Origin of the sequence: Vibrio sp. Isolate24 (assembly GCF_022398215.1) — a bacterium.
GTDB lineage: Bacteria > Pseudomonadota > Gammaproteobacteria > Enterobacterales > Vibrionaceae > Vibrio > Vibrio coralliilyticus_A.
Window position 1 is genome coordinate 895,947 of the sequence record NZ_JAKEUU010000002.1, and the last position, 12,126, is coordinate 908,072.

At 44.2% G+C, this 12,126-nt stretch carries 12 protein-coding genes; 3 read left to right on the top strand and 9 right to left on the bottom strand.

Annotated elements, in window-relative coordinates; genetic code table 11:
* The first annotated feature begins 19 nt into the window (after positions 1-19).
* On the top strand, positions 20-580 hold the full coding sequence (locus L1D23_RS12295; RefSeq protein WP_239866637.1) for a DUF1415 domain-containing protein: 561 nt from the start codon (positions 20-22) through the stop codon (positions 578-580).
* 36 nt (positions 581-616) lie between these two features.
* Here the strand turns inward: L1D23_RS12295 and L1D23_RS12300 are convergent, their stop codons facing one another.
* A complete protein-coding gene (locus L1D23_RS12300) occupies positions 617-1,687 on the bottom strand; it encodes a diguanylate cyclase (protein WP_239866638.1) in 1,071 nt (356 codons plus the stop codon).
* Positions 1,688-1,867: 180 nt separating this feature from the next.
* Here L1D23_RS12300 and L1D23_RS12305 point away from each other — a divergent pair, with 180 nt between their 5' ends.
* Positions 1,868-2,443 (top strand): nucleoside triphosphate pyrophosphohydrolase family protein, encoded by a 576-nt coding sequence (locus tag L1D23_RS12305; protein WP_239836503.1) that lies wholly within the window; start codon positions 1,868-1,870, stop codon positions 2,441-2,443.
* A gap of 293 nt (positions 2,444-2,736) precedes the next feature.
* Here the strand turns inward: L1D23_RS12305 and btuD are convergent, their stop codons facing one another.
* The 8 genes from btuD to L1D23_RS12345 all read right to left on the bottom strand — a co-directional run bounded on the left by btuD (position 2,737) and on the right by L1D23_RS12345 (position 10,744).
* Positions 2,737-3,492 (bottom strand): vitamin B12 ABC transporter ATP-binding protein BtuD, encoded by a 756-nt coding sequence (gene btuD, locus L1D23_RS12310; RefSeq protein WP_239866640.1) that lies wholly within the window; start codon positions 3,490-3,492, stop codon positions 2,737-2,739.
* Positions 3,479-4,474 carry a vitamin B12 ABC transporter permease BtuC gene (btuC, locus tag L1D23_RS12315; protein WP_239866642.1) on the bottom strand — a complete coding sequence of 332 codons (996 nt, stop codon included), beginning with the start codon at positions 4,472-4,474 and terminating at the stop codon, positions 3,479-3,481. Before btuC ends, btuD begins: the two co-directional genes overlap by 14 nt.
* A 119-nt stretch (positions 4,475-4,593) precedes the next feature.
* A complete protein-coding gene (locus tag L1D23_RS12320; RefSeq protein ID WP_239836506.1) occupies positions 4,594-5,622 on the bottom strand; it encodes a succinylglutamate desuccinylase in 1,029 nt (342 codons plus the stop codon).
* A gap of 225 nt (positions 5,623-5,847) precedes the next feature.
* Positions 5,848-7,638 carry a M3 family oligoendopeptidase gene (locus L1D23_RS12325; protein WP_239866643.1) on the bottom strand — a complete coding sequence of 597 codons (1,791 nt, stop codon included), beginning with the start codon at positions 7,636-7,638 and terminating at the stop codon, positions 5,848-5,850.
* A 3-nt stretch (positions 7,639-7,641) separates the two neighbouring features.
* Positions 7,642-8,262 (bottom strand): histidine phosphatase family protein, encoded by a 621-nt coding sequence (locus L1D23_RS12330; protein WP_239866645.1) that lies wholly within the window; start codon positions 8,260-8,262, stop codon positions 7,642-7,644.
* Between the two features lie 71 nt (positions 8,263-8,333).
* Entirely contained in the window at positions 8,334-9,101 is a 768-nt protein-coding gene (locus L1D23_RS12335; protein ID WP_239866647.1) for an adenosylcobinamide-GDP ribazoletransferase, read from the bottom strand.
* Positions 9,098-10,126: a nicotinate-nucleotide--dimethylbenzimidazole phosphoribosyltransferase gene (gene cobT, locus L1D23_RS12340; protein WP_239866649.1), complete on the bottom strand. Its 1,029-nt coding sequence runs from the start codon at positions 10,124-10,126 to the stop codon at positions 9,098-9,100. Before cobT ends, L1D23_RS12335 begins: the two co-directional genes overlap by 4 nt.
* A gap of 6 nt (positions 10,127-10,132) precedes the next feature.
* Positions 10,133-10,744 carry a flavin reductase family protein gene (locus L1D23_RS12345; RefSeq protein WP_239866651.1) on the bottom strand — a complete coding sequence of 204 codons (612 nt, stop codon included), beginning with the start codon at positions 10,742-10,744 and terminating at the stop codon, positions 10,133-10,135.
* A 530-nt stretch (positions 10,745-11,274) separates the two neighbouring features.
* On the opposite strand from L1D23_RS12345, the gene L1D23_RS12350 reads away from it, so the two are divergent.
* A complete protein-coding gene (locus tag L1D23_RS12350) occupies positions 11,275-11,961 on the top strand; it encodes an NAD(P)H-binding protein (RefSeq protein ID WP_239866653.1) in 687 nt (228 codons plus the stop codon).
* Positions 11,962-12,126 lie beyond the last annotated feature (165 nt).

A 12,126-nucleotide genomic window follows, 5' to 3' on the forward strand; every position in this document is an offset into this window, starting at 1 on the left:
ATAATAAACCGGAAGCAAGATGACCACTTCAAGCTCAACACAAGCCATCGCAGAGCAAGTCAATCAATGGCTCAATGATGTCGTAATCGGCCTAAACCTATGCCCATTTGCTGCCAAACCACAACGCAATAAACAGATTAAAATCTTTGTGAGTGAAGCTACGCAAGAAGAAACACTGTTAGAAGACATACTCACTCAATTAATGGAACTCGAAACCAAGCCCGCCGAAGAATTGGAAACCACTCTAGTGGTGGTACCAAACATGCTGGAAGACTTCTTCGATTACAATCTATTTATTGACTGGGTAGAAGCCTTAATTCGCCAGCAAGATTGGGAAGGTGTCTACCAATTAGCGACATTCCATCCCGATTATTGCTTTGGGGGTGCTGAGCCTGAAGATGCAGAGAACCTAACCAACCGTTCTCCTTATCCAGTTTTTCATCTCATCCGCGAGGCGAGCATGGAAAGAGTATTGAAGCACTACCCTGACCCCGAATCTATTCCTGACAACAACATTGCGCGAGTCGAGTCTCTTACTCAGGCAGAATTGATCAAACTTTTTCCGTACTTATTTAAATAACGCACCAGTTTGAGTGGAGTCTAACCTCCACTCATTTCAACGATTCATTGACAAAGAAGATAGCGAACGTATCACAACGCAATTGCGTCCTTGGTTCTTAGCGGTATACAGCGCCTCATCAGCCACAAGAATGATTTGATCGAGAGTACTCTTTTTACAATCAGAGTTTGATTCAAGGGAGAAGTCAAACTCACAAACGCCAATGGAAACCGTTATTGGTTTATTATCCAGCACCACTTCGGTAACCGATTGATGAAGCTTATTGATGAACTGCTTTCGTTCTTCAGTATTGCGCTCTGGGGACCAAACAACAAACTCCTCTCCACCTAAACGAGCAATAAAGTCTCTGTCAGACAAGCTGGACTGAAGTTTTTGTGCCGTTTTCTTTAGAACGTCATCACCAATTTGATGACCATAAGTATCGTTGACTTTCTTGAAGTTATCGATGTCAATGACCGCCAAAGCTCCTTTACCACCAGCATGTTTCATACGTTCAATGTCCAAATGTATCGTTTTGAACATACAGCGACGATTTGCGACACCAGTCAAAACATCATGATAAGCCTGATATTCTAATTGGCTGTTCATCTTTTGTAGACGTTCTTCCTGATTACGACGAATTAACTCGACCTCAATCCATGAAGCCATGAGTTTAAGCGCATCAATATCGATATCTTTGAATTTTCTTGGGTAGGGAGAGGCGGAAGAAAAGTTGAGCGTCCCAAAAATCTCGTCATCAATAAAAATTGGTACGCCGATGTAAGACTCTAAGCCAAAAGCCTCATAAGCTGGGTGTTTAGCGTACTTATCGTTTTCTCCCATATGCTCAATAGAGACAGGACCAGACGCGCTGCAGGTAATTTGACAATACGTAGACTCATAATTAAAAGTATCCCCAGGGTTTAACTCAACACCTTCGGATGTAACGCAATATAACACGGTATATTGGTCGTCATCTATACGAGATAAGATACCAATATCAAGATTAAAGCGCTCCAATCCCATCATGATCAGCTGGGTAATCTGGATATCAAATCCTTTCTGATAATCATTGGTGATCTGGTAAAGACGTCGTATCACCTTTTCACTTTCACTCGCTACAACCATATGCTTTCCAAATCAATTTCCTTTTATGTAAGATAGACTTACCTTCACAACAACATCAATGGCCGTGGACGTGAAACTCTGAATATTTTGGCCTTGCCCCATTTATTTTCGTGCTGCAATGGCACGTTTCATAAGGCTTTGTTAGTATGACGCGATAATTAGCAATTGCAGGTTAAGTGAATGCACCTATCCAAACTTACTCAAGATATCTTTGACCATCTTTACCGCGACATTACCGAGTTTCGTACTACTTTCGACTTACCTGTTGCCTCTCCTGAAAGCTTAGACGAGAAAGCAGACACCCTGCATACCTCTTTAGCGGTAGAAGAGCTCACTGAGTTAGCTGAAGCTGACAATAAAACGGAACAAGCTGACGCTATCATTGACAGTGTATATGTCTTAATGGGCCGCCTAGTTCATCTAGGGGATAATAAAGTAGAGTCCAACCTAGCCATCAGTTACCTGATTGACTTGCTACTCAATGTTGCGGTTAATCGTGGTATTGACTTTATTCCTTGTTGGGATGAAGTCCACTCAAGCAACATGAGTAAAGTCTGTCGAAATGAGCAAGAATACGCAGAAACCGAAGCCCATTATGCAGAGCAAGGCATCAAGTTGAAAGCGGTACAGAAAGGTGATTACATTATTGCCAAATGTGCTGAAGACTTCGTCTCTGAGGGCAAAACAATTCGCCAAGGTAAGGTGTTAAAATCTGTTTATTACCGCCCAGCAGACCTTGCTCCCCTCACCGTATAACCCCTAGATAAAAAGCCGCCACCTTCGGAAACCTTAGGTGGCGGAAGCTGCCATAATCATAAAAATGGCTTATTTGTTGTCAGCTTTCTGGTTTCCCTTCAAATTGACTAAGCCTAACAAGAACGAGAATGTATCATTCTTATTAATGCCAAACTCATGCCACCCTACGAAACAAATCTAACCAATTGATATTTAAGGTTAATAAGATTTTTGCTTCGCTAAAATCAGATGAGTATGAACACATTCAGTGCAGACTGCACTAATTTGAGTATTAGAAATGGTAGGGCTGTCTATCAGTCAAAGACTAATACGGGCTCCCCATTGAACTCTGTCCGGTGAACTTGAGTGTTGAACACTTTCGATAACTTACTTGGCTCAAATACTTGAGAGACGGGGCCGACATGTTGCATCACTCCTTTATCAAGCAATAAAGCTTGATCGGCATGCTTCAGTGTCCGATTCAAATCATGATTGGACATCACAACGCAGATCCCCATATCCGCCACCTTTCGAATCAACCGATATAACAGCGCCTCTTGGCCAATATCCAACGACGCAGCAGGTTCATCGAGAACCAAGAGTTTCGCGTATGGGTTCAATGCTGGCCAAATTTGAAGACAAATGGCACATAAACGGACACGTTGCCATTCACCACCAGATAATTGATGAATTGAGCGATGGAGCTTATCCTCGAGTTCGAGCAGCTCGACCAGTTCACTCACCACTTGCTCTACCCCTTGATTCATTTTCAGAACTGAACTCGGCAATGAGAGAGAAAGGTATTGTGACACTTCAAGATTAAAAGCTGGTCGATCATTTTGGCTTAAGAAAGCTCTATACATGGCTAGGCTCTCAATAGAGCTAGAGTGGACGCTTAAACCGAAAATCGTTGCTTCCCCCTCAAACTCTAACAACCCCGAAAGAGCCGTCAATAAGGTGCTCTTCCCACTCCCATTTGGGCCGACAACGTGAAGTATCTGCCCTTTCTCGACCGAGAATGAAAGCGGCAATAAACGCGCGCCTACCGATAGGCTATTAACGTGAATCATGATGTTTTACCAGCATCCATATAAACACAGGGGCGCCTATCGTCGTCGTGACGACTCCAAGTGGCAGCTCAGCAGATTCCAACGCGATTCTGGCGATGATGTCGGCAAAGACAAGCAGCAACGCACCTGACAATGCGGAGATAGGGAGTAAATAGCGATTCTCACTTCCCAAAGCGAGTCTAAGCAAATGCGGAACAATTAAACCAATAAACCCAATCACACCACCGAGTGCGACTGAACCACCAACAAGAATCGAAACGGCTAAGATTAACTTCCAGCGAACCGCTTCCACGTCAACGCCGAGTTGCTTGGCATGCAGTTCACCCATCATTAGCTTGTCCAGTATCTGTCCTTTTAAACACAACCACACCAAAACAGGGATCAACGTGAGTGTTAATGTGTGGTGGTACCAACTCGCCCCACCAATACTACCCATCAACCAATACATAAGCTGCCTTAGGCTTAAGTCATCACTGAAATAGAACGCCCAAGTCACAACAGCACCCGTCAAAATACCCAATGCAACACCAACCAAAAGTAGCCTTGCCGTAGTCAGCCGCATCACCTTAGCCATAGACACAAGCAGTAGAGTGAACAGCAATGCACCTATCACCGCAGCCACCATAAAACCAACTGGGGTTGCCAAGGCAGGAAGAAAAAACAGGAGGATGACCATCATTACGCTCGCCCCACCTGAAATACCAAGAACGCCTGGCTCTGCAAGAACATTGCCCAAAAGCACCTGCAAAACGGCACCCGATACAGCCAGTGACGCCCCAATAGCAATCGCGGCAAGTAGCCTCGGCAACCGAAGTTGAGTGATCAATTGTTGCTGCAAATGGGTCAATTCTGAGAAAGGCGAAATGAACATTTCACCAACCATAAGGTGCGCCATGGAGAAAAGAACAAGCGCAGCAAAGATCACCATAAGACAACGCTTCCAGCGTTGATGTCTGCGACTTAATAATTGACTCAGTTCCATAGGACTTCGCTTAACTTCATACAGCAAGTGATTCTAGGTATGATAAAAATAATGGCTTAACGATACCGTTAAGCCATTAAAATAGAAAGCTTGTCTGATGAGTTTAGACTGCAAACGCTTTAATCATAGACAAGTTGATCTTCTTCATAACGCGTTTTCACTGGGCAAACCATTAGCGCAGCTCTTTGCCCTATCGCTACATGCCTGTTAGGGAATACGATCGCTTCCCCCTCATTTTTTGCCATCAGCGGTTTATCACCATCATGACCAAACACTTCGCCATGCTTAAATGCCGTAAAGTTTTCTACGTCATCATCAAACATGAAGTCAAAGTCATCGTGCAGACGAACGATAGTACGGCTAACACGATACATAACGGGCACACGCGGTAGGTGTTCTGCTTCGCTGGATGAGAGGAGATCTCTCATCGCCAAATCAAAAGCGACCAGTTTATCGAGATCATTCTCCCCGATACGTGCAACTCGCCCTAATTCCACCGTCAATGCCTGTGCGGCAAAGTTTTCGGCACTGAACCAGCTGAATGTGCTGGAAGGCGCATTGGAAAACATCACTGCATCAATATGACCGCTCGCAACAAACTCCATGAGAGCTTTGCTTCGAACAGGATGGCGTGTCTTCGGGCTCACAACAAATGTGTAGTGTTTAGATAAGCGGATTGCACAATGCAGATCTAGATGCCAGCGCTTATCTGAAGGCGTACCTTCATAGAATTCTGCCACAATACGTTTAAGGTTTCGCGCAATGACCAGCTCTTTCGTAGGTTCATATTCTTTTTCATCAAACAAACGGTTGAGGTTCATTTCTAGAAAACGAGTATGAGCGTTCGTTGACTCAGGATGAGCAATAATAAACAGCAAACGCTCCGTGACAGGCTGAAAGCCTGACTGGATATCAGAAATGATTTTATCCACCAACTCCATGGGAGCGGTTTCGTTACCATGAACACCACAGGAAAAAATGATGTGTTTACTGTCTTCATTTAACGTTGACGGGATGACTTCCAGAACTCCACGTTGGTGAAGTTTGAACACAGTACCATTTGCAACAGTGATTTCACCAGCTGGCATGTCTTGTTCTAAGTTCAGACTGTCAAAAAGAAAAGATTGGCGAAAGAGGTTTTTCGTCATGCGCTACTCCTTTATTGCACAGCGGGTATGTTAATGAATTGTTCAGGCAATTTATGTAGACACGATCTCACTTATCAAGAGAAAATCCGTGCTTCATCGTAAAAAACTCAACTGCCACGCCCGATACCATTTTCCGTTCGGGATAGAATGCTCTCGCTGTACATAAAACAACCGGGCAGACTCCCTACCCGGTTTGCTGACTATCGTATCATATTTATGGTGAATTTATTCTTGATCTAATAGAGATTCGAACTCATCAATTTTATTTTTCACCATATCGATGCTTTGTTGCCAAAACACTTCACTGTTCAATGCCATACCCAGATGCTTTTCAACCACTTCTTCTGCCATCATTGAGCCAGTATCACGTAAAAGGCTGACGTAATCCGCATAGAAGTTGTCACTTTTCGATTCTCGTTGTGCATAGACACCTTTACTAAACAGATAGCCAAATAAATACGGATAGTTGTAAAAACTGACTCCCGAAATGGAGAAATGAAGCTTGCTTGCCCAGAAATAAGGATCGGCTTCCGTCATCGACTCACCGTACCATTCTTTCCAAGTCTCACTCATCAAAGCACACAATTGTTCAGCACTCAGTTCACCTGACATTCTCTGCTGATAAAATTCCTTTTCAAATTCAAAACGCACTGGAATATTGATCATCAAGGCGTAGCAACTTGAAAGCTCTTCCCATAGCATTTCCAACTTTTCTTCACGACTTTCGCTCTGTTCCAGCAAGTAATCACGGACAATATTTTCCGCGAAGATGGAAGCCGTTTCTGCTAGCGTCATCGGATAGCGTGTTTGACACAGCGGCATATCACGCATTACCCAGTTATGGAAAGCATGGCCAAGTTCATGAGCTAGAGTGAGAAGATTGGAACGGCTTCCTCCCCAAGTCATGAAGACTAACGGGGAACGCGTTGCGGCAAATTTTGTACAATATGCACCTAGGCGTCTGTTGGTTGAAGGCGCAGCGTCAATCCATCCATTTTCCACCATCATGGTGACAAATTCCGCCATTTCATTGTCCACTTGAGCAAAGGCATTGGTAATGATCTCGATACCCTCATCAAAGCTATACACCTTAGGTTGAGCCTCTGTTAGGCTCGGCATACCCGCTAAATGGTTCCAAGGTTTCATTTCCGTCAAACCATGCACTTTGGCCATAAGCAAACCTGCTTTCTGTCCTACATGTCGGTTGTCTTTAGCAACTTTCATCATGGTATCTAAGGTTTCCGCTTGGATACGACTGCCATGAAGACTACTATCTAGGAAGTGTACTTTTTTCACATGAGAACGTTTTTGGTTGACCGTGTGGCGCCATCCCGCTAGTGCATTTAAAATTCCAGCAAAACTTTCTTGGTGCGTGTGCATTGCTTTCTGAATACCACGCCAAGCTCGTTCTTGTTTGTTAAAGTCCGTACCATACAAAATACTGGCAGCCTGAGAAAAACCGATAAAATCGGGTTCGTGTTCTCCTACATTAACTTGCAGCGAGCCTGTGATGTTGTCATACATTCTCCCCCAAGCATCTCGCCCATCCACCTGCATTGCCGATAGCAATTGCTCTTCCGCAACACTTAACTTGGTGTCTGCAAGCTTACGTGTACAATCAATCTGAAAAGCCTGACCAAACACATCCCCACTTTCATGGTTCAATACCTCAATAATGAACTCTTCGGGAGCGTTTGTCAGAGTATCGTCATAAGGTGTAAACGCTTGAGAAAGCTCAGAGTTCAGCTTAGCTACACGACCAATCATTGCTTTGGCTGCGCTGCTTTTGGCGTCTACCGACGCATGGCAATTTGCAAACGTATTGATTGTTGAAAGTAGCTTGCCTGCGGCTTCACTAGTCAATATTGCATTTTGCATCACGGCAACCGAGTTACGTTTATCAACGTTCAATCCCAATACCTGAATACATTGCTGAACGAGCTCGACATCTTGTTCAATCTTATTATCGTCTAAACCTTGATAAGCAATGGTCAGATTCCAACTTGGTGTTGTCATGTTTTATTCCTTAATTTGAAGTGGTACGCCAATGGAGCACACTCGTTGGTACAGACTGTCTGCTCTGGTCAGTTGGATGTGAGTCAGGCTTTGATTGCCTATTTGAAGCACAGAATAGAGCGCAGGGTTTTTCCAGTCTAAATCCAATATTGAAGCTAATATCATACGTATCGTACCACCATGACAAATGATTAATGTGTCCTCTTCGACACTCTCTACCAGTGCTGTCCACCGTTGAGTAACACGACGGTGAAACTGCTGTAGAGTCTCTGCCCCTGGTAAAACCGTCTCTACGGGGTCTTGCCAAAATTGCTCCAGCAATGGCCAGTGAGGCTTAGTACAGTCAAATGATTGACCGTCAAGCTCACCAAAATTCATTTCCTGCAGCTCAGGATCTGCTGATAATGAGAGAGCCGGCCGATTTGACACCAGTAGTGCTGCCAAGTCTTGGCAGCGCCGAAGTGGTGATGTAACAACGTGGGTGATGTTTAAAGACGATGATATCAAACCTCGGCAAATTGCTTGCTGAGTATCGGAGTCAACCAAAGCATCAGTGGAACCATTCAAGGCAGGCTCACCTTGTGTTTTTCCATGCCTGAGTAAATAAATATTAACTGTCTTCAAGCTTCTTCCCTTACAGCTTGATTGGCAAAATAGCCGCAACCAATGTCAAATGTATAGACACTCTTTCACCTTCACAGAAAACCAAGTATCACTAGATAAATCACGATTTCCATCAACTGCTGAGCAGCACCTAGGCAGTCGCCCGTAAATCCACCAATTCGTTTCATTAGCCAGTGTTTGAAAAGCACTCGAAACATAAGAGCGGCAGTAATCAACAAAACCACTAGCGTATAATCTAACCACAACATCGGCAGCAAAGCGGTGACAGCCAGTATCACAAGTTCGCTTTTAGATTGTTGATTTGCAAGCGGTTTACTCTTGCTCACCTCGGGGTCACTCACATAAGGCATATTATAAATGAGCGAAGCAGCGATCGCTCGGCTTAAAGTATAAGAGACGAGTAAAACGACTATGAGTTCAGTTTTAGGCGCAAGCTCAGTAAGCAGAACGTACTTTCCCAGTAAAGCCATGACAAGGGCACTCGCGCCATAGGTGCCAATTCGGCTGTCTTTCATGATGGTCAAACGCCTTTCAAGGGTCATCCCACCACCAATGCCATCTGCCATGTCGGTCAGGCCATCCTCATGGAAAGCACCGGTTAACAACAAACTAAACACCATAACCACGACAACGGCAACATTGACGCCCCAGACACTTTCGGCCAACCAATAAACCATGGCACATAATGTTCCTAGGCATAAGCCGACTAAAGCAAAGTAACGGCCAGCCTGATTCATGCGCTTTTCTGAGTATGGAGTGGCTTGAGGAATGGGTAACCGCGAAAAAAAACCTAAAGCCAGCCAGAACAGTTCTATCTGATACCTCAGAGAATGCATCAAACCGTTACTCCGGCATCTTCGAAGCTTGCCATTGAATTGTAAAACTCCGCAGCCGTTCTGACTAAAGGAATCGCAAGAGCGGCACCCGTGCCTTCTCCTAAACGCATAGACAAATCTAACAGCGGGTTAGCATCGAGTTTTTCGAGTAATATCTGATGGGCCAATTCTTCAGATTTATGCGCAAAAATCATAAACTCTCTGCATTCAGGGGCTATCAGTGTTGCTGCGTAGGCTGCTGCTGTGACAATAAACCCATCGACAATAACGGGTGTTCTTGTTTCACTGGCGGCCAAGAACGCCCCCACCATTTGCACAATCTCAAAACCGCCCACTTCAGATAACACCTGATAAACGTCACCACCTCGGCAACGCGACACGCCTTGCTCGACTAGAGCCACTTTTTTCGCTAGCTGTTCAGTGGTGATACCTGTGCCTAGACCAACACATGATTGGGCATCCTGACCTGTCAAAGCAGCAACTATGGCGGCGGCACTTGAAGTGTTCCCAATTCCCATTTCACCAAACATGACAAGGTTGCAACCTTCATTGACCGTTCGCTTAACCAGCTCGCGACCAAACTCAATCCCCTGTTTGACTTGGTCACTAGACATCGCTGCCTCATTGGCAAAATTGGCGGTTCTGTCACCCAGCCTTTGCACTACAAAGTTAGGCGCTGACACCTCTACAGGAATCAATATTCCCGTATCAACCACCTTAAGCTCAATCTGGTTTACCCGACAAAAACAATTGATTGCCGCTCCACCAGCAAGAAAATTTAACACCATTTGTTGAGTCACAGCGCTTGGCGCGATGCTCACATCTTCATCCGCAATGCCATGATCACCAGCAAAGACAATCGCGGTTGGCTTTACAATGCCCACATTAGTGACGACGTCACCTTCTGAATTACTCTGAATCAGTGCGAGCTGGTGGGCAATTGACTCTAACTGCCCAAGAGCACCCAGTGGTTTAGTTTTTTGATTGATTCGATGCCAAATAGCATCTGAATAAGATTGATCTAACATACAGCTTTATTTCGGTCTGGCGACAGTAAAGGATTGGTCTAGGTTGGCATATTGGCTACCACCTAAACGAGAAAGAGGATTCACTTTTAGTGCGTCAACAACTAAACGTTCTTGGTTATCTCCAATCACTTCCGGCGCAATATATATGTCTTCAATTTGAGCAAAGATTAGGCTTTGAGGTGTTTCCCCAATTTCTTTAACTTCAAACAGCTTGCATCCAAAAGCAATTGGGCAACCTTTGATTCTTGGTAATTCAAAGCCCTCAAATTCAGTCAGTTCCAACTCGGCTAAGGCAACCTCAGACTGACCATGTGGTAAGGTTGCCGATGTCTGAGTTACTCGCTCAGCCATCTCAGCATTTGCGATATGCACCACCATTCTTCCAGTCTCTAGGATGTTGCGTGTCGTATCTTTGATCTCGCCTGTCGGTTTTTTACCCACAGAAAACATTAAAAGCGGAGGATTACTTGAGATAGGTGTGAAATAAGAAAATGGTGCGAGGTTGTAATCTGCATCACCCGAATCGGTCAAAACCCACGCAATTGGCCTTGGAATCACGGTTTGAGTCATCAAATGGTACATCTGAGTAGGAGCAAGAGTGCTTGCATCAATATTCATTTTATTGTTCCTTTTGGTGTCACGAATCCCCTGTGAAGCTCTGAGTGTAACGCGAAATCAGCTAGTTAACACCCCACCCCCACGCTTATTTCATCGCGGATAGACATATACAGACGTCATTTTCATATTCAAATTGATGTGAAAAATGAAACTTTTCCCTCCCATCACCTATCTTATTATATGGGGCAGCCTTATTCACAACTAACTTACTGAAAAATATCACACTGAAAATTAGTCGGCATGAAGACTGCATTGCTTAACGCCGAGTACGGTTGACCCAAGCTTGATAGCGCAAGGAGGTTTGTATGTTTGCCAATCAAAAATCGAAGAAACAGAAACAACACAAGTCGAATCAAAAGACTCAAAAGCGAGTCCCTTTCTCCCTTACTTGATCTCTCCACCACCAGAATGGCCTCGTTAATCGAGGCCAAACATGACCCAAGATAACTCTCAACCTAAAAGATCGATCACAGACTTTTCAGGTGCATTGTTAGATGCTCTGGTTGTTACATTGAACTAAGGACAATAATGTGTCTGAGTCGAGAGATTTAGTCGTCATGATTGCTGGCGCGACAGGCTTAATAGGAACAGAGCTGATTAAACAGATGCTAGAAGAGGCTCCCATCACACGCATCTATGCCTTGAGCCGTCGTCCACTGCCTTTCTTTCACCCCAAACTGGAAGTACTAGAAAACAAGCAACTTCAAGTTCAACAGTGGGACTCTGATAAACCATCCCCAAAATATGGCTTCATCTGCCTAGGTACCACCATCAAGCAAGCAGGATCAAAACAGGAACTGGAACGCATCGATTACGAGTTAGTGTGCGATGTAGCTCAAACAATGAAGGTACTTGGTGTGACTCACTTAGCCGTTGTCTCTAGTTACGGTGCTTCGGTACGTTCTGTGTCTCATTATTTGCGCTGCAAAGGCAAAATGGAAATAGCCATTGAGCGAATGGGGTTTGAACATGTTTCCTTTGTCAGGCCTGGACCTCTTGTCGGCCTTAGGGATACCCCTCGCACTGATGAAGCCGTTGTTCAATTTGTCTTGAAATCTCTTCGACCGCTTATGTTAGGCAAGCTGGCTAAGTTGATTCCCATTCAAGCTGAAGAAGTCGCAAGGGCAATGCAATACAGCTTGCTGACCAACACGGAAAGAAAAATTCAAACTCTTGATAGTATCCAGATGAGAGATTTGATTAATAAATATCAATAAGTTACCCATTTTCACTTTTATTCGCGCACTTTCGATACAAAACCGCCAGTTTAATAACTTAAATACATATCAAATATCTTTTTTTTATTTCAATCATACTTTTCAAATCATTATTGTTTGTTACAGAATTTAATCCTGTAATGCATTTACTCAATAAATGCGACT